Below are 16,619 nucleotides of genomic sequence, written 5' to 3'. Positions count from 1 at the left end.
AATTTCAACTCGCAGATGGCAAATTAAAGCAAACATTGAGCCAACAATTCAATGCATTGATTTTGAATGATTTTATTTTGACGACGTCAGAAGTTTGTCATTTGCGATATTCAGGCGGGATGGGGAGATCCTTGGCCAGCGGTTGCGGACGACGCCCCTGGCCACGGCGGAATTTCTTGAGCTGGAAGACATAGGCCAGCACCTGGGCCACAGCGGCAAACAGCCCTTCCGGGATCTCGCGCCCGAGCTCGGTGGAGTGGTAGATGGCCCGGGTCAGTTCGGGGGAGGGCATGATGGGAATTTCATATTCCCGCGCAATTTCCCGAATTTTCATTGCAATCTCGTCAGTCCCCTTGGCGATCACCTTGGGCGCCGCACCGGGCTTGCCCGCCTCATACTGAAGCGCCACCGAATAGTGGGTCGGGTTGGTGATCACCACATCGGCCTTGGGGATCTCCCCCATCATGCGCCGCATTGCCATCTCCATCTGCAGACGGCGGATCCGCCCCTTCACCTCGGGCTTGCCCTCGCTGTCCTTGAATTCGTCCTTCACCTCCTGCTTGGTCATCTTGAGCTGGCGCATGTGGTTCCACTGCTGGAACGGCACGTCGATGGCCACGATGGGAATGAGGGCGCAGCAGAGGATGATGAGCATCCACAAAAACAGCTCCAGCGCATCTATGATGCCGCCGGGGAATCCCTCCAGGGAGAGGTTGAGCAGGTGGTTGAACTGGCTCGACAGCATCCACCAGGCAAACAGGCTGATGAAGACCACCTTGGCGATGGACTTGACCAGCTCGATCAGGGACTGAACGCCGAACATCCGCTTGAAGCCGTTGATGGGGCTCAGCTTGCTGAACTTGGGCATCATGGCCTCGGTGGAGAAGTTCATCCCCCCCATCAAGATGTTGCCGACGAAGGCGGCGATGGCCACCAGCGCAAACAGCATCCCCAAGGGAAGTATCAATTCCGACAACAGGGCCGGCACCATGGCGATCATGGCCGCGGGATCGAAGGCTTGATCCCGATCCAAGGTGAAGCCCATGGTCAACACCTTGATCATGGCGGTCGCCAGGGAAGCCTTGATCATCAGCAATCCGAACACGGCCGCCAGCAGCACGCTGGCGGTTCCCAGCTCCTTGGAGCGTGCAATCTGCCCTTTTTCACGGGCTTGTTGCAGTCGTTTGCCCGTGGGTTGTTCGGTACGTTCCTGATCGGTATCAGCCATGGGTGCCTCCGAAACACTGGGTGCCGATCAGCTCGCAGCTGACCTCCTGCACCCTCTCCCACATGGTATCGAAATGACCGAGGAAGCCGCCGATGGTGAGCCAGAGGATCAGCAGACCCGACATCATGCTGACCGCAAAGCCGATGCTGAAAATGTTGAGCTGGGGCGCCGCCCGGGTCATGACACCGAACGCGAAGTTGATGAGGAGCAGCGCAACGATGGCGGAGAGCGCCATCACCAGAGAGGCCTGATACATGACCCCGAGAAAACCGATCAGGGTCCGGATGGAGGGGAGCGACAGCCCGCTATCCGACACCGGCAGCGTCTCGAAACTCAAGATCACCAGGCGCAGCATGATGAGATGACCATCCACCGCGAGAAAGACCAGGGTCGCCAGCATCAGATAAAACTGGCCCACTACGGGGGCCGACTGGCCATTCATGGGATCCACCAGGGTGGCAAAACCCAGGCTGGTCTGCATGGCGATGACCTGGCCGGCCATCACGAAACTCTCCATCAGAAACTGGGTCATCAGACCCAGCGCCACACCGATGAGCAGCTGCTGGGCCAGCACCAGAAAACTGCCGACGGAGAAGAGCTCGACCGGTGGCATCTTGGGTAGTAGCGGCGAGATCAGAAAGGTGATGGCCAGCGCCAGTCCCATGCGCACGCGCGCCGGCGTCAGGCGACTGCCAAACACCGCCATCACCATCAGGAGGCTGCTCACCCGCGCCAGTGGCCAAAGGATGGAAGACAACCACTCCATGATAAGAGCGGTTGTATAGGTCATCCCACCACCTCGGGGATTTGGCTGACCATCAGGGTAAAGAAGTCCATCAGGCTCTGCAGGCCCCAGTGGGCCCCCGCCCCCAGGGCAAACAGGGTGACGATGAGACGAGGCAGGAAGCTCAGGGTCTGTTCGTTGATGGAGGTGGCCGCCTGAAAGATGGCCACCATCAAGCCGACGAACAGGCTGGGCAGGATCACGGCGCTCACCATGATGTTCACCAGCCAGAGCGCCTCACGAAAGACGTCGACAAAGGTTTCCGGACTCATATGCAGGGCTCCTTGCGCTTGGCCGGCTTAGCCGGCACCCAGTCCGAAGCTGTTGGCCAGCGATCCCAGAATGAGGTTCCAGCCATCCACCATGACGAACAGCATCAGCTTGAATGGCAGGGAAACGATCATCGGGGAGAGCATCATCATACCCATGGCCATCAGGATACTGGCCACCACCAGATCGATGACAAGGAATGGCAGGAACAGCATGAAGCCGATCTGGAAGGCTGTCTTGAGTTCGCTGGTAACAAAGGCCGGGATCAGCACCCGCAGCGGCACGTCGGCGGGCTTGGCCACCTGGACGTTGGCGATCTCCATGAAGGTATTGAGATCCTTGACCCGGGTCTGGGCCAGCATGAACTGATGGATGGGCAACTGGGCCCGCTCGAGCGCCTCCTTGGCCTGGATGGTCTCCGCCAGATAGGGCTGCAGCGCCTCGTTGTTGATGCGATCCAGCACCGGCGACATGATGAAGAACGACATGAACAGGGCGATGCCGATCAGCACCTGGTTGGAGGGGCTCTGCTGCAGACCGATGGCCTGGCGCAGGATGCCGAGCACGACGACGATGCGGGTAAACGAGGTCATCATGATGACCATGGCCGGCAGGAAAGAGAGCGCCGTCATCAAGGCCAGCACTTGCAGGGTCAGGCTGTACTCCTGACTGCCGTCCGCCATGGTCTTGACGGTCACCGCCGACATGCCGCCGTCCTGGGCCATGGCGAGGGGTGACAGCAGGCCGACCAGCAGCCAGATCCAGTTAGCTTTGTTCATGCTTGCCCATCAATTTGCCGAGCTGCTGGGAAAACGCCTGGGGCTGGCTCTCGTCCAGCGGCTCCTCCAGACGATAGAGGAAGTTGACCTGCTGCGGGGTGACCCCGATCAGCAGCTGCTGCTCGCCCACCTTGACCACCATCAGCTTCTCCTTGTAGCCGACCGGCAGGCTGGCGATGACCCGCATCTGCCCGCCCCCCATGGCGTTGGCAATCTTGCTCTTCTTGAGCAGAAAGCCCAGCACCAGGATGAGGCCAATCACCATCAGGCTGGAGAGCAGCCAGGAGCTCAGGCTGGGGGGATTGGCCGCGCCACCGACGTCGGCCAGCGCAGGCAGGGGCAGCAACAGTAACAGGAGCAGGCGCATCATTTGAGTTTCTTGATCCGTTCAATCTGACTGATGGCATCGGCCAACACAGAAGGGATGCCGAACTTCTTGGTCAGCATCCGGGGAGCCCATATCGGCGACACAATGAATCTTGTCATTTGAGCTTCTTGATCCTTTCTATCTGACTGATGACATCGGTCAGACGGATACCGAACTTGTCGTTCACCACCACTACCTCACCGTGAGCGATCAGAGTGCCGTTGACCAGCACGTCCAGCGGCTCACCCGCCACGCGATCCAGCTCCACTACGGAGCCCTGGTTGAGTTGCAGCAGGTTGCGAATGCTGATCTGGCTGCGGCCCACCTCCATGGCAATGGTGACCGGAATATCCAGAATGGTGTCGAGCTTGCGCCGCTCCTCGGCACTGATTGGCGCATCATCCTTCAGCTCCTCAAGGGGGGCCGGTTTGGCTTCCGCCGTTACCTGCTCCTCCAGCGCGGCAGCCCAGGCATCCGCCATCAGATCCTCTTCATCAGTTCCGCTCATCTTGGTTCCTTATGCTACTTCGTGACCCCTGAATGGCTTCAGGGGCCGATTATGGCTGTTGATCTTCGATGCTGCGCTCGAGCTCTTCCAGCTCGGCTTCACCATCGATGCGTACACCGCCCCGGGTCACCAGATGCATCTCTGTCTTGACCCCTTCCGGGCGCTTGAGCTTGTCGGTGATCTTGAGCGCCACGTTGTCCTTGGTGCGACCCATCTTGGCGTGGAAGGTGGGCAGATCCTCCACAAACACCAGCAGGTTCTCCGGCATCTCCACCGGAATGATGTCTCCGGGCTGCAGCTCCATCAGTTCGCGCAGGGTGAGCTCTGTCTCCAGCAGCTTGGCCCTCAGCTCCACCTTGACGTCCATGATCTCGTCGCGCAGGGCCTTGCTCCAGCGCACGTCGGTGTCGCCCTTGTCGCTCTGGACGCCAGCATCGAGCAGCTCGCGGATGGGCTCCAGCATGGAGTAGGGCATGGCGACGTGGAAGTCGCCACCACCGCCGTCCAGCTCGATGTGGAACGAGCTCACCACGATCACCTCGGTGGGACTGACGATGTTGGCCATGGCCGGGTTCACCTCGGAGTCGAGGTACTCGAAGCCCACATCCATCACTGGCGCCCAGGCATCCTTGTAATCTTCAAAGACCAGCTTGAGCAGCATCTGGATGATGCGTCGCTCGGTCGGGGTAAACTCGCGCCCCTCGATCTTGGCATGATAGCGACCATCGCCGCCGAAGAAGTTCTCCACCAGGATGAAGACCAGACGCGCCTCCATGGTGATGAGCGCCGTGCCCTTGAGGGGACGAAAGCGCACCATGTTGAGACTGGTCGGCACGAATAAGGTGTGGACATACTCGCCGAATTTCAGCATCTGCACGCCGTTGATGGAGACCTCGGCGGTGCGGCGCATCATGTTGAACAGGCTGATGCGCATATGGCGGGCGAACCGCTCGTTCACCAGCTCCAGGGTCGGCATCCGGCCACGGACGATGCGGTCCTGGGAGGAGAAGTCAAACTGGGCAACGCCGGGATCCCCCGCCGCCCCTATCTCTTCCTCTTCGACATCATCGACACCGTGCAAGAGGGCATCAATTTCGTCCTGACTTAACAGATCGCTCACGCTTCACCTATTGCATTACAAAGCCGGTAAACAGCACTTGTTCGATAACGGGGGAAGAGACCAGGTCATTGAGCACCCGACGGCACTCTTCCAGTGAATCCTTGCGCAGCTTCTCCTTGCCCTCAAAGGTCATCAACTGCTCGGCGGGAGCAGCACTGAAGACCCGCAGCAGGGTCCCTTCGATCAGCGGAATATGTTGCTTGGCCAGGGCCTCGTCGGCAGTGCCGCGCACCATCAACTGGATTTTGATCTGCACCAGCCGATCCCGCTGCGCCCCCGCCACGTTGAATACGAAGGGGCGGGGCATGCCGACATAGAGTGACGGCTGGGGCGCCGCATCCTTGGCCGCCGCGCCATCGGTCTGCTCACTCTGCTCACCCTCCGCCGGTTTGTCGGATCCGGAGAGCATAAACCAGGCCCCTGCACCGCCACCGGCCAGCAAGATGACGGCCAGGGCAATGATAATGATCAGCTTTTTTTTCTTGCCCGCAGCGGGGTCTTTTAGCGTCAGTTCGTTATCGTCAGCCATCCCTTGTCCACCCTAGTCTCAAACTTGTTCGGTATCATAAACTTACTCGGGATTGCATCAAGCATAGAAATCAATTCCGGAACCGTTTGTCGATTCCGCCAGCAAACTTCGGCCGGAACTCGCCACCTCGACGCTACCTTGTCCCTCGGAGGCGCCTGACTGGCCACCCTGCTGGCCCTGTCCACTGAAGCCTTGCTGCCCCTGTTGACCCTGCTGGGGCGCCTGCTGCTGCACCTGGGTCTGGCCGAGCTGGATACCCTGACCGGCCAGCATCTCGCGCAACCTAGGAATGGTCTGCTCCAGCATCTCGCGGGTCTGACCATGTTGTACCACAAAATGGACGTTGGCCTGGCTGTCGGCCCCGATCTGGATCTGGATCTTCATCTTGCCCAGGCCGAGAGGATCGAGCTGGATCTCCGCCTGTTGCAGCTTGTCCGCCAGCATCACATTGACCTTCTGGTGCAGCTCGGCGGGAGCATCCTTGCTGGCCAGGTTCAGATGGGGCAAGGATTGCGGCTCACGGCGCACGCCGGCCTCCGGCATGGTTGGCCCCTTGCTCTCCGTTACCTGGGGTTGCGGCTGGCTGCCCTGCCCCGGCTGCACGCTCTGGGCGTCATTGCCAGTGCTGGCGGAGGCGGCGCCCGGCCGGCTCTTGCTCGCCTCGGCGACCTTCTGCTTCACCTCCTGGGCCATCGCCTTGCGCAGCTCGCTGCTACCTGTCACCTCCATCTGCTGGATACCGGCCGAGATGGTCGACAGCGGAGCCTGGGGCCCCTGGGGTTGAGCCTGAGCCAGTACCTGTTGCGGCGCCGTCATCACAGGGGGTGTGGTGCCTGCATCGCTGGCGGCCACCGGGCTGCTCGGCACTGCGGCTCTGGCCACCTTGGCCGCGCTGGCATCACTGTTGGCAGAATTGGCGGGTGCGGCCTGCTGGCCACTCTGAGCGGTTTCCTCTCCCTTGCTCCGAGCCTCGGAGGCGCTGACCTGCACGCTGGCATCAGGTTGCTTGATGCCTTCACCGAACGCCCTGGCCGCCGCTGCCGGTCCCTGCTGGGTCGTAGCCTGAGCAGATGGCACCTTGCTCGCCATGGGGGGAATATCGGGTTTGATCTTGCTCTCTTCGCCCTCTTTCCCCTGCACCGCCTCAGCCTGCTTCAGGGGAGGCGTCTGCTCCTCGCCGGGCAGGCGGCCAGCCAGCTGGGCCAAACGCTCCTGGGCAGAGAGGGGCTTGTCCCCTTTCACACCATCAGGCTGTCGAGGGCCATCCTTGAGGGAGACGTTATCCTCATCCCCTTCCAGCACGTCATCGGCCAGTACCACCTTGCTTTCATCGGCAGGGGAGACCTTGGGCTGCACGCCCTCTGCTTCATCTATCAGTGGCGTCGCGGGTTGACCTCCCTGCATCAGGGCCGACGACAAGGAAGGCATAGCGTTTGAAGCCGACTGGGCCGTCTCGCCGCCTTTTGCAGCCAGAGTCTGAGCCAACTTGCCCGCTGATGACGAGAGCCCGTCGTTATCGGCCAGCACGTCACCCTCCCCCTCTTGCGGCAAGAGATTGCCGTTCGCCACAAAAGCGGGGTCGATGGCCGCGTCTTGTTCCGCCACCACTTGTGCAGGCAAGGGCACCGCCGGCGCCGTGACCAGGGTAGTGTCGAGCTTGAGGGAGTCTTGCAGACGGAGCAGAAAATCGCTGGCGGGGAGATCCTCTGCTTTCGTGTCGGATTTATCGGATTTGGCGGGTTTGTCAGAGCCGGCAGCCTCCACCTCGGACGACACCTCATCGGTCGCCAAAGATTTGGCTATCTGGGAAGAAGAAGCCTCGGGGGCATTCTTTACGCGCTCTGGCGCCGAGCCCGTCCCCTGAACCTTGGCGATCTCGGTAGCGAAATCCCCTCTCTGTCCGGACGGGTTGCCGCCATCGCTGCCGCCGGTTTCCGCCACGCCGTTCAGGGAGGCATTTTCCAAGCCATTCGTCAGAGTCGAAGGCGCCTGTGTCAACACTGTCTGCATCATGATGGGATCCCTGAATTCTGGAGGTGCCCACGTCAGGGCCACCGGCAATGTTCAGTTCAAAGCAAGTTACAGGCCAGATTGATGGAAACGCCTCAGTATGGCGTACTCATCCAGCATCTTCTGCTCCTGACGCTGGGCCTTCTGCTGCTCGCGGCTGGCCTGCTTCTCCAGCAGCAGCTCCACCGCCTTGCGCCGCTGCTGGGCCGCCAGCCAGGCTTCCCGCCGCTGCTCCAGCGCCTGGCGCACCTGCTGCACCCCTTCGCTCTGCTGGGTGGCGGCCTGTTCGAGCTTGTTGATGAAGGCGTGATACTGGGTATTCTGCTGGGCGCTGATCCCCTGCAGGCCGCGATCGGTCCACTGCTGGTGATAGATCTGGCGGTACTGGTTGAGGGCGTTTTGCTGATCCATGAACAGCTTCAGATCCTGCTGCGCCTTGACCAGCGCCAGCGCACACTGCTGTTCGGCCTCGACCAGCCGTTCGGCCAGCAACACCAACCCTTTACTCATCGCCGCTCTCTCCCCTCATCCGTCGTCAGCGCATCAGCGGCATGGCCACCATCTGCAAGGCTTGCAGGCCATCGTCATAGTGGATGACCTCGCGCATGCCCTGCTGCAAGAACTGATCCAGATAGGGTTTCTGGATGATGGCGCGGTCGATGCGGGGATCCGAGCCCTGGCTGTAGGCGCCGATGGTGATGAGATCCCGGTTCTGCTGATAGAGGGAGTAGAACTGCTTGAGGGTGCGCGCCAGCTCCATGTGCTCCGGCGAGGTGACCATGGGCATGACCCGACTGATGGATTTCTCGATGTCGATGGCCGGATAGTGGCCCGAATCGGCTAGTTCGCGCGACAGCACTATGTGGCCATCGAGGATGGCTCGCGCCGCATCGGCGATGGGATCCTGCAGATCGTCCCCTTCCGTCAGCACGGTAAAAAACGCCGTAATGGAGCCCTGGCCGTCGCTGCCGTTGCCCGCCCGCTCCACCAGCGCCGGCAATTTGGCGAACACAGAGGGCGGATACCCTTTAGTCGCCGGGGGCTCACCCACCGCCAGCGCGATCTCACGCTGGGCCTGGGCATAGCGGGTGAGCGAATCCATCAGCAACAGCACATTGAGCCCCTGATCGCGAAAATACTCGGCGATGGCGAGCGCCGTCTCGCACCCTTTGAGGCGCATCAGGGGCGAGGCATCGGCAGGGGCCGCCACCACCACGGAGCGGGCACGCCCCTCCTCCCCCAGGATCTCCTCGATAAACTCTTTTACCTCCCGGCCCCGCTCACCGATGAGGCCTACCACCACCACGTCCGCCACCGAGCCACGGGTCATCATGCCGAGCAGCACGGATTTACCGACGCCGGAGCCGGCGAACAGCCCCATCCGCTGGCCTTGACCCACGGTCAGCACGGCGTTGATGGCGCGCACCCCCACATCCATCGGCTGATGAATGGGACGGCGGGAAAGCGGGTTGATGCGATGCTGGGCGAACTGCACCGAGTGGGAGGAGAGGATGGGACCGAGGCCGTCGAGGGGCTGGCCGATGCCATCGATGACCCGGCCGAGCAGGTTCATGCCGACCGGAATGCCGTGCTCCTCGGTGATGGGCACCACACGGGCTCCCGGGATCACCCCCTTGAGCTGCTCGCTCGGCATCAGATAGAGGCGATCGCCGGAAAAGCCGACTACTTCCGCTTCCAGAGTGCCATCCAGGGTATCGATGCGACAGAGGGCCCCGATGGCGGCGCGACAACCTATGGCTTCCAGGGTCAGCCCCACCACCCGGGTCAATTTTCCGGCGACGGGCGGTTTGGGCGCGCTATCGCGAACCCGGTACCCTTGCAACCGGTTGAGCAACGAGCCGCTCATCTGGCCTCCTCTGATACGAAAAAACGCCCGGGTCGGCCTCAGCCAACCCGGACGCTGTCATGAATGGGGTTCCCGGGATGCGTTGTCCCGCAGAAAGTTGCGCAGCAGCTGATCAATACGCCCAGCCAGGGTCAGATCAATGCTGGAGAGTTCGGTCGCCAGCTGCAGATCGCCGGGGGAGAGGGTGGGATCGCTTTGCAGTCGCCAGTGGCGCTTGGCGCACTCTTCGGCCCCGAACGCCTGCTCGACCCGGGCCACATCGTCGGGATGCAGCATCAGGGTGACTCCCTGCTCGGCGGCGGGCAGCAGGGCCAGCCCCTCTTTGAGCGCCTCCAGCAGCAGGCGGGGCGAGGTCTCGGCCTCATGGCGGATCAGCGCACGGGCCAGCTGCTGTACCAGGGCGATGAGCTGCTGCTCCACGGCCTGATCCAGCTCATTCAGGGGATTGGCCAATCGGGAGGCCAGTTCCTGCCAGTGGGCAATCTCCTGCTCCACCAGCTCGCGGCCCATGGCCAGCCCCTCCTCACGTCCCTGCTCGAGGCCGGCTGCATGCCCCTGCTGCAAGCCCTCCAGCTTGCCCTCTTCCAGCCCCTTGGCAAATCCTGCCTCACGGCCTTCGGCCATTCCCTCTTCCCAGGCGGCCTGGCGAATGGCCTCCAGCTCCTCGGCCGTGATGCTGGGAGTCGGCTCCTGTTCGGGCTCCGGCTCCACCACCTCCTCTTCCTGCTGGTACCAGTCAGGGGAGAGTCCCAGCGCATTGGTCTCGACTTCGGACTCGACCTCCATCTCGGGCCAGCCCCAGGTCTCTACCTGGGTGTTATCGTTGTCCGGGCGCACATAGCCACGCAGTTTGTTGTTCATCTTTCAGCAGCGCTCCTCGTCGCGGCCAGTTGCTGGCCCGCCATCACCATACCACTTGTTGATCATGGCTTAGAGGAACTCGTCGCCGCCACCGGAGCCCAGCATGATCTCGCCGGCATCCGCCAGACGGCGGGCGATGGAGAGGATCTCCTTCTGGGCGGCCTCCACTTCGGAGACCCGGATCGGGCCCATGGCCTCCAGATCGTCCGCCAGCATCTCGGCGGCCCGTTTGGACATGTTCTTGAAGATCTTCTCGCGCATCTGATCGTCGGAGCCCTTGAGGGCCCGTTGCAGCAGATCGCCGGGCACTTCCCGCAGCATGGTCTGGATGCCGCGATCGTCCACATCGATGAGGTTTTCGAACACGAACATCAGATCCTGGATCTGCTGGCTCATCTCCTCGTCCGACTCGCGGATGGAGTCCATCAGCTGGCCTTCGATGTTGGTGTCCAGGTAGTTCATGATGTTGGCCGCCGCCTTCAGGCCGCCCATCTTGGCTGCCTGGGCGCCCGCCGCACCGGCGAACTGTTTCTCCATGATGTCGTTCAACTCTTGCAGCGCCGCCGGTTGCACCTCTTCCAGGTTCGCGATACGCATCACCAGATCCAGGCGCACCTGCTCCGGGAACTGGCTCAGGATCTCGGCAGACTGCTCGGGCTCGAGATAGGAGAGCACGATGGTCTGGATCTGCGGGTGCTCGTTCTGGATGATGCTGGCCACCTGGCGAGCATCCATCCATTTGAGGGAATCGAGGCCGCGGGCACCGGAACCCAGAATGATCTGATCCACCAGGTTGCTCGCCTTGTCTTCGCCAAGGGCGGCCACCAGGGCCTTGCGCACGAAGTCTTCGCTGCCGATACCGATATTGGTGTATTTCTGGATGTCGTCGATAAACTGGCGGTGCACCGCCGCCACCCGATCGTGGCTGAAATCGGACATGGAGGCCATCGACATGCCGAGCCGCTGCACCTGCTTGGGTTCGAGGTGGCGGAAGATCTGGGCGGCATCCTCCTCGTTGAGGCTCAGCATCAGCACCGCCGCCATCTCCATGCCGGACATCTGATCCAGGATCAGACGCTGGCTTTCGGTGATATCGTTGCCGGTGACCTGGCTTTTATTCTCTTCAGGCATCTTTGGTTACCCATTCTTTAATGACCTGAGCGGCCAGATCCGGTTCGTTCGCCACCAGCGCACGGACCGCCTTGAGCAAGTCTTCATCCCGGTGCAGATCAGGCAGCTTGAGCTGACCATCGCGCAGTCCAAACACGGGCTCGGCTTCTGCCTGGGCTGCCAACAGGCTCAGTTCGTCGTCGCCACCCAGCACGGTGTGGTTGTCGAAATCCAGTTCTCCTTCCGGCTTGGCATCCGGGTAGAGCAGGCGCTTGAGCATGGGGCGCACCACGGTGACGATAAGGACGATGATGACCAGCACGGAGGCAGCGATGCGCACTGCGCGCCAGAACCAGGGCTGTTCGTAGAGCGGCGGCTCACCCACCACTTCCAGCTCGGGACGGTTGAACGGAATGGCGACCACTTCCAGGGTGTCACCCCGGGTCACATCAAAGCCGAGGCCACCGCCGAGCAGACGGCGCAGGGTATCGAGTTCGGCCTGGGTGCGCGCTTCGCGAGTTACCTTGCCATCGGCACCGGTCACCGACTTGTAATCCACCGCGACCGAGACGGTCATACGGCGAATGCCTCCCATCTGGCGACGGGTGTGGCTGACGGTGGTATCGAGTTCAAAGTTGCGGGTCGCCTCCTTGCGGGAACGGCCCGAGGCAGCGGAGCCGGACTCGCCACCGGTCGCCTGTTCGGGAATATTGGAGGCGGCAGGCGGCTGGTTGGAGAGGGCCCCCGGGATACCGCCATTGCTGCCGCTGGAGCTGTTCTCCTCCAGGGTCATTTCGGAGCGCACCGCCGGCAAGTCGGGATTGTAGGTCTTGCGGGTCTGCTCCTGCTGGGAAAAGTCGAGGGAGAGATCGACCTCCGCCGTATAATTGTCGGCGCCAAGCACCGGGATCAGGATGGCGTCAATTTTTTGTTTGTATTCGAGCTCCTGCTTCTGCTGCATCGCAAACTCCTTGCGAGTCTGGGCAGAGACGGGATCCTGGGAACCGGAGTTGAGCAAACGGCCGTTCTGATCGGTCACGGTGACGCGGGTCGGCACCAGGCCGTGCACGGCGGAGGCGACCATGTCGACGATGGAGTCCACCTCCCCCTGATTGAGGGCGGCGCCCTTGAGCTTGAGAACCACGGTCGCGCTGGGTTTGCGCTCGTTGCGGGCAAACACGTTCTCTTTGGGGATGGCCAGCAGCACCTGGGCACTGGCCACGCTCTGGAACTGCTCGATGGCGCTGGCCAGCTGGCGCTCGCGGCTCAGCTTGAGGCGCTCGCTCTCCATCCGCTGGCTGACGCCGAAGCTGGAATCCTTGAGCAGAATATCTTCGCCATCATTGGTCATGTCGCTCGCATTGACCAGACCGGCACGGGTCAGGGCCAGCTTGATGCTGGGGTAGTTTTCGGCGCTGACCAGCACGCTCTTGCCATCCACCTGATAGGGGATCTTCTGCTGATCGAGAAAATCGAGGGTCTTGACCAGCTCCTGGGTGGTGTAGGTGCCGAGGGGACGCATGTCCGGCTCCTTGCCCCACAACAGGATAAAGACGGCGATGGCCAGGCAGATGGCCAGCCCCAGGATCAGGGTGATTTGCCGCAGCACGTCGGTGTTGGACAGAAAGCCCAGCGCCGAACTCTTCTGCTCATTTTCATCAAGGGCGGCGGTGCCCTCATCGTTCATCAGCAGTTCGCCGTTTTGGTCAGTAGCCACGATTCAAATCCTTACACTGGCATGTTCATGATGGTCTTGTAGGCATCGACCATCTTGTTGCGGACCTGTACCGTTGCCTCGAAGGCAATGGAGGACTTCTGGCCTGCGATCATGACTTCCGACAGATCCACCGACTTGTCACCCATATCGAAACGGGTGCGCAGATCGTTGGCTGCCCCTTGCAATTCGTTGACGTTGCCAAGTGCTTGCTGCAGCAACTGGCCAAAATCGGAAGTCACCTGGCGACCGGGTTGTGTCAGTGGTGTGGCACCTGCCTCAATCTTGAGGGCCTGCATCTCTTGCATCAGGCTGCTTGCACTAATTTCCATTTTTCATCCCCAGACAAATCATTGACGCTGACAGGCTCCAAGCAATAAAAGTGCCAATTAGGAAAAATGCCCTCAGGCCAGGGGATTGGGTAGTCGCAGAAGGCGATGACGAACCGGCGCCAGTCACGGCCGCGGCACGGCCCCCTCGCCCAGCAACAACCTCAGATAGCTCAGATGCAGATCGTAGTGTTCCCCGGCGGGCAGCTTGACCAGCACTTCGTTGTGAAGGTAACCCGCGCGGCTCGCCGCCAGCTCGGGAGGGATCAGTCTCTCCACCACCAGCCTGGCAACGATGGCATCCGCCAGGGCCATGGTCGCCTCATCGGCACGCCCCCAGCCGAAATGCCCGCGATATTGCGATCCTTCAGGGCTGGGCTCGAGGGGAGAGACCTGCTCCCCCTTGACCCAGAAGGCCATGGGGATCCCATCCTGCAGACGCAGATAGACGCTCTGCTTGTCCCAGCTCGGGGCCGCGTCCATCCCGCCCTGTTCTGCTGCTTGTGTCATGCCACTCTCCTTGTTCTGCTGACAAATCCTGCTTGCGCCCATGCAAAAGAGGGCCGATGGCCCTCTTTTTACTGCAAGTTGCGTCATTTAAACAGACAACAATTCACTGTGAGCGAAGAAAAAGATGCGGTTGCTCAAAGCCTGCGCAATCACTGGGTCAGATCCTTGTCGATCCAGTATTTGGAGCCGGAAATATTGGCGTCCAGCAGCAACCCCTTCTCGCCGATCTGGTAGATGGCCATGCCACCGTTGTACTTGGCGGTGAGCTCGGCGCTCTCCTTGCCAGCGACGGCCCCCACTTCCGAGGTCGCTTCCCATCCCTGGGTGACGAAGGCATCAAACCGCGCCTTGTCTTCAAACAGGATCACCTGCTGGTAAAACTTGCCCCCCAGACCCGCGGCAATACCCGCGCCAAACATCTTCATGTAGGTGTGCTTGCCCATGGTGCGATCGATTGCCACCCCGGCCCCCTGATTGGTATGGAGCATCAGGGAGAACTTGCGCGAATCGAACACCGCATAGCCATATGCCTTGTCAAACAGCAACTTGGCCGAAGGTTGCTCGTTGAACAACCTCACCAGCGCGGTATCGGCCATGGTGTTGAGGGCAAGACGCGCCTCTTCCGGAGTCTCGGGTTCGAGCATCTCGTCGAGCTTCTTGTCGGCGACCGCCAGCCACTCCTTGCCGGTGGCAATGCTCTTGTCGGTCCAGGCCCCGGCGGTATTGAAGGCATCCTCGCCCCAGGCGGAGACGGAGGCCCAGCTCTTCTTGGAGAAATCGCTGACATCCTGCCAGACCTCCTTGCTGGTCTCGCTGACCGCAGTGCCGAGATCGGACGCCGCCTCTTTCAACTTGGCCCAGTCCGCGTGAGCCGGTGACAACACCAGCCCCAGCGACAGGGCCATCACCCATTTTTTACCCGGATTCATGCCAGATCTCCTCGTATGCTTCGCGATGTAACAAGCAATCTGTCTTCAGCTGTGACAGCAAACCATACCATGTTTTAGCCGTGGGGTGCCGCTTAGGCCAGAGAGCCGCACTACATCCCCGGCCTCTGTCGCCAATGAGTCCTCGTAACCGGCCCGGCAGACGAATATAAAAAAAAGCTGCCCACCTCACGGTGAACAGCTTTCTGGTTGCCTTGGCGGATGAAAGGCCTTATTCGACCATCATCACCTTGCAGGTGTTGGTACTGCCGACGGTTTCCATCTTGTCGCCGTGAGTGAGCAGTACCATGTCGCCGCTTTGCAGCAGTCCCTTGGCCTTGAGCACGTCCAGCGCGTCGCGGCACACTTCGTAGACCGGCTTGGTCTCGTCGCCATCAAACAGCACCGGGGTCACGCCGCGGTAGAGATTGGTCCAGGCCAGGGTCTTGTTGTGCGGTGACAGGGCGAAGATCGGCAGACCGGAGCTGATGCGGGACATCAGCAGCGGCGTAGTGCCGGATTCGGTCAGCGCCACGATCGCCTTGACCCCTTCCAGGTGGTTGGCCGCATACATGGTGGACATGGCGACGGCTTCCTCCACGGAGGTGAAGGTGTAACTCATGCGGTGGTTGGAGACGTTCAGGCTCGGGTGCTTCTCGGCGCCCACGCAGACGCTGGCCATGGAGGTCACTGTCTCGATGGGGAACTGGCCGGCGGCAGTTTCGGCGGAGAGCATCACTGCATCTGTGCCGTCCAGCACGGCGTTGGCGACGTCCATCACCTCGGCACGGGTCGGCAGCGGCGCATTGATCATCGACTCCATCATCTGGGTCGCGGTGATCACCACCCGGTTCAGACGGCGGGAGTAGCGGATCAGCTTCTTCTGCACACCCACCAGCTCGGGGTCGCCAATCTCGACGCCCAGATCGCCACGAGCCACCATGACGGCATCGGAGCCGAGAATGATGTCTTCCATCGCCTCGTCGGTGGCGACGGTTTCGGCGCGCTCGACCTTGGCCACGATCTTGGCGTTGGAACCGGCTTCGCGGGCCAGCTCGCGGGCGTAGCGCAGGTCATCGCCGCAGCGGGGGAAGGAGACGGCCAGGTAGTCCACATTCATGCGGGCGGCGGTCTTGATATCTTCCTTATCTTTCTCGGTCAGGGCCGGGGCGGAGAGGCCGCCCCCTTTCTTGTTGATGCCCTTGTTGTTGGAGAGCGGGCCGGCAACAGTCACTGTGGTGTGAATGCGAGTACCTTCGACACGCTCGACCTTCAGTTGCACACGACCGTCGTCCAGCAGCAGGATGTCGCCCGGCACCACGTCATTGGGCAGGCTCTTGTAGTCAATCCCCACCTGCTCCTGGCAGCCTTCACCCTTGCCGAGGGTGGCGTCCAGCACGAACTTGTCACCGATGGCCAGGTAGATCTTGCCATCCTTGAAAGTGGAAACACGGATTTTCGGGCCCTGCAGGTCACCCATGATGGCCACGTGGCGGCCGAGTTTGGCAGCAATGTCACGCACTTGGTTGGCGCGCTGGATATGATCTTCAGGAGTGCCGTGAGAGAAATTCATCCGCACCATGTCGGCGCCAGCGCGGATGATCCCTTCCAGGATCCCTTCGCGGTCGGTTGCCGGACCGAGTGTGGTTACAATCTTTGTACGTCTAGGCATGAAAGACTCCAATATGAAGTTGATATGACTTGAAA

General features: G+C 61.2%; 18 protein-coding genes. All 18 read right to left on the bottom strand.

From position 1 onward, the window contains the following. Positions 1-97 precede the first annotated feature (97 nt). The 18 genes from flhB to pyk all read right to left on the bottom strand — a co-directional run bounded on the left by flhB (position 98) and on the right by pyk (position 16,584). Positions 98-1,228 carry a flagellar biosynthesis protein FlhB gene (gene flhB / locus BN1123_RS00410; RefSeq protein WP_026457795.1) on the bottom strand — a complete coding sequence of 377 codons (1,131 nt, stop codon included), beginning with the start codon at positions 1,226-1,228 and terminating at the stop codon, positions 98-100. After that, positions 1,221-2,018: a flagellar biosynthetic protein FliR gene (gene fliR / locus BN1123_RS00405; RefSeq protein WP_026457794.1), complete on the bottom strand. Its 798-nt coding sequence runs from the start codon at positions 2,016-2,018 to the stop codon at positions 1,221-1,223. The genes flhB and fliR overlap by 8 nt, the downstream gene beginning before the upstream one ends. Further along, positions 2,015-2,284, bottom strand: a complete 270-nt coding sequence (gene fliQ, locus BN1123_RS00400; protein WP_042024825.1) for a flagellar biosynthesis protein FliQ — start codon at positions 2,282-2,284, stop codon at positions 2,015-2,017. The genes fliR and fliQ overlap by 4 nt, the downstream gene beginning before the upstream one ends. Positions 2,285-2,311: 27 nt before the next feature. Next, positions 2,312-3,061: a flagellar type III secretion system pore protein FliP gene (gene fliP, locus BN1123_RS00395; RefSeq protein ID WP_042024824.1), complete on the bottom strand. Its 750-nt coding sequence runs from the start codon at positions 3,059-3,061 to the stop codon at positions 2,312-2,314. Further along, positions 3,048-3,431 (bottom strand): flagellar biosynthetic protein FliO, encoded by a 384-nt coding sequence (gene fliO, locus BN1123_RS00390; protein ID WP_042024823.1) that lies wholly within the window; start codon positions 3,429-3,431, stop codon positions 3,048-3,050. The genes fliP and fliO overlap by 14 nt, the downstream gene beginning before the upstream one ends. 112 nt (positions 3,432-3,543) lie before the next feature. After that, entirely contained in the window at positions 3,544-3,936 is a 393-nt protein-coding gene (fliN, locus tag BN1123_RS00385; RefSeq protein ID WP_011705280.1) for a flagellar motor switch protein FliN, read from the bottom strand. A gap of 49 nt (positions 3,937-3,985) precedes the next feature. Next, entirely contained in the window at positions 3,986-5,056 is a 1,071-nt protein-coding gene (fliM, locus tag BN1123_RS00380) for a flagellar motor switch protein FliM (protein WP_042024822.1), read from the bottom strand. A gap of 7 nt (positions 5,057-5,063) precedes the next feature. Continuing rightward, a complete protein-coding gene (gene fliL, locus BN1123_RS00375; protein ID WP_042024821.1) occupies positions 5,064-5,585 on the bottom strand; it encodes a flagellar basal body-associated protein FliL in 522 nt (173 codons plus the stop codon). Positions 5,586-5,642: 57 nt separating this feature from the next. After that, positions 5,643-7,598, bottom strand: a complete 1,956-nt coding sequence (locus BN1123_RS00370) for a flagellar hook-length control protein FliK (RefSeq protein WP_042024820.1) — start codon at positions 7,596-7,598, stop codon at positions 5,643-5,645. A 66-nt stretch (positions 7,599-7,664) separates the two neighbouring features. Next, positions 7,665-8,105 carry a flagellar export protein FliJ gene (gene fliJ, locus BN1123_RS00365; RefSeq protein ID WP_026456074.1) on the bottom strand — a complete coding sequence of 147 codons (441 nt, stop codon included), beginning with the start codon at positions 8,103-8,105 and terminating at the stop codon, positions 7,665-7,667. Positions 8,106-8,130: 25 nt separating this feature from the next. After that, positions 8,131-9,462 (bottom strand): flagellar protein export ATPase FliI, encoded by a 1,332-nt coding sequence (fliI, locus tag BN1123_RS00360; protein ID WP_026456073.1) that lies wholly within the window; start codon positions 9,460-9,462, stop codon positions 8,131-8,133. 57 nt (positions 9,463-9,519) lie between these two features. Next, on the bottom strand, positions 9,520-10,323 hold the full coding sequence (fliH, locus tag BN1123_RS00355) for a flagellar assembly protein FliH (protein ID WP_026456072.1): 804 nt from the start codon (positions 10,321-10,323) through the stop codon (positions 9,520-9,522). A gap of 69 nt (positions 10,324-10,392) precedes the next feature. After that, positions 10,393-11,454: a flagellar motor switch protein FliG gene (fliG, locus tag BN1123_RS00350; RefSeq protein ID WP_026456071.1), complete on the bottom strand. Its 1,062-nt coding sequence runs from the start codon at positions 11,452-11,454 to the stop codon at positions 10,393-10,395. Beyond that, positions 11,447-13,150 carry a flagellar basal-body MS-ring/collar protein FliF gene (gene fliF, locus BN1123_RS00345; RefSeq protein ID WP_042024819.1) on the bottom strand — a complete coding sequence of 568 codons (1,704 nt, stop codon included), beginning with the start codon at positions 13,148-13,150 and terminating at the stop codon, positions 11,447-11,449. The genes fliG and fliF overlap by 8 nt, the downstream gene beginning before the upstream one ends. Positions 13,151-13,161: 11 nt before the next feature. After that, entirely contained in the window at positions 13,162-13,479 is a 318-nt protein-coding gene (gene fliE / locus BN1123_RS00340) for a flagellar hook-basal body complex protein FliE (protein WP_026456070.1), read from the bottom strand. 123 nt (positions 13,480-13,602) lie between these two features. Beyond that, positions 13,603-13,986, bottom strand: coding sequence for a hypothetical protein (locus BN1123_RS00335; protein WP_026456069.1), 384 nt, complete (start codon positions 13,984-13,986; stop codon positions 13,603-13,605). Positions 13,987-14,135: 149 nt separating this feature from the next. Then, positions 14,136-14,915: a beta cell expansion factor BefA gene (befA, locus tag BN1123_RS00330; protein WP_042024818.1), complete on the bottom strand. Its 780-nt coding sequence runs from the start codon at positions 14,913-14,915 to the stop codon at positions 14,136-14,138. 229 nt (positions 14,916-15,144) lie between these two features. Next, entirely contained in the window at positions 15,145-16,584 is a 1,440-nt protein-coding gene (gene pyk / locus BN1123_RS00325; RefSeq protein ID WP_042024817.1) for a pyruvate kinase, read from the bottom strand. Positions 16,585-16,619 lie beyond the last annotated feature (35 nt).

This window comes from Aeromonas enteropelogenes (assembly GCF_000819845.1).
Taxonomy (GTDB): Bacteria; Pseudomonadota; Gammaproteobacteria; order Enterobacterales; family Aeromonadaceae; genus Aeromonas; species Aeromonas enteropelogenes.
Note: the sequence above shows the minus strand (reverse complement) of the source record. Positions and strands in the feature narration are given on the sequence as shown.

What these genes read in the sequence shown, in the direction of transcription:
- flhB (WP_026457795.1), bottom strand. Translation starts at nt 1,228, where the DNA reads ATGGCTGATACCGATCAGGAACGTACCGAACAACCCACGGGCAAACGA.
- fliR (WP_026457794.1), bottom strand. Translation starts at nt 2,018, where the DNA reads ATGACCTATACAACCGCTCTTATCATGGAGTGGTTGTCTTCCATCCTT.
- fliQ (WP_042024825.1), bottom strand. Translation starts at nt 2,284, where the DNA reads ATGAGTCCGGAAACCTTTGTCGACGTCTTTCGTGAGGCGCTCTGGCTG.
- fliP (WP_042024824.1), bottom strand. Translation starts at nt 3,061, where the DNA reads ATGAACAAAGCTAACTGGATCTGGCTGCTGGTCGGCCTGCTGTCACCC.
- fliO (WP_042024823.1), bottom strand. Translation starts at nt 3,431, where the DNA reads ATGATGCGCCTGCTCCTGTTACTGTTGCTGCCCCTGCCTGCGCTGGCC.
- fliN (WP_011705280.1), bottom strand. Translation starts at nt 3,936, where the DNA reads ATGAGCGGAACTGATGAAGAGGATCTGATGGCGGATGCCTGGGCTGCC.
- fliL (WP_042024821.1), bottom strand. Translation starts at nt 5,585, where the DNA reads ATGGCTGACGATAACGAACTGACGCTAAAAGACCCCGCTGCGGGCAAG.
- BN1123_RS00370 (WP_042024820.1), bottom strand. Translation starts at nt 7,598, where the DNA reads ATGATGCAGACAGTGTTGACACAGGCGCCTTCGACTCTGACGAATGGC.
- fliJ (WP_026456074.1), bottom strand. Translation starts at nt 8,105, where the DNA reads ATGAGTAAAGGGTTGGTGTTGCTGGCCGAACGGCTGGTCGAGGCCGAA.
- fliI (WP_026456073.1), bottom strand. Translation starts at nt 9,462, where the DNA reads ATGAGCGGCTCGTTGCTCAACCGGTTGCAAGGGTACCGGGTTCGCGAT.
- fliH (WP_026456072.1), bottom strand. Translation starts at nt 10,323, where the DNA reads ATGAACAACAAACTGCGTGGCTATGTGCGCCCGGACAACGATAACACC.
- fliG (WP_026456071.1), bottom strand. Translation starts at nt 11,454, where the DNA reads ATGCCTGAAGAGAATAAAAGCCAGGTCACCGGCAACGATATCACCGAA.
- fliE (WP_026456070.1), bottom strand. Translation starts at nt 13,479, where the DNA reads ATGGAAATTAGTGCAAGCAGCCTGATGCAAGAGATGCAGGCCCTCAAG.
- BN1123_RS00335 (WP_026456069.1), bottom strand. Translation starts at nt 13,986, where the DNA reads ATGACACAAGCAGCAGAACAGGGCGGGATGGACGCGGCCCCGAGCTGG.
- befA (WP_042024818.1), bottom strand. Translation starts at nt 14,915, where the DNA reads ATGAATCCGGGTAAAAAATGGGTGATGGCCCTGTCGCTGGGGCTGGTG.
- pyk (WP_042024817.1), bottom strand. Translation starts at nt 16,584, where the DNA reads ATGCCTAGACGTACAAAGATTGTAACCACACTCGGTCCGGCAACCGAC.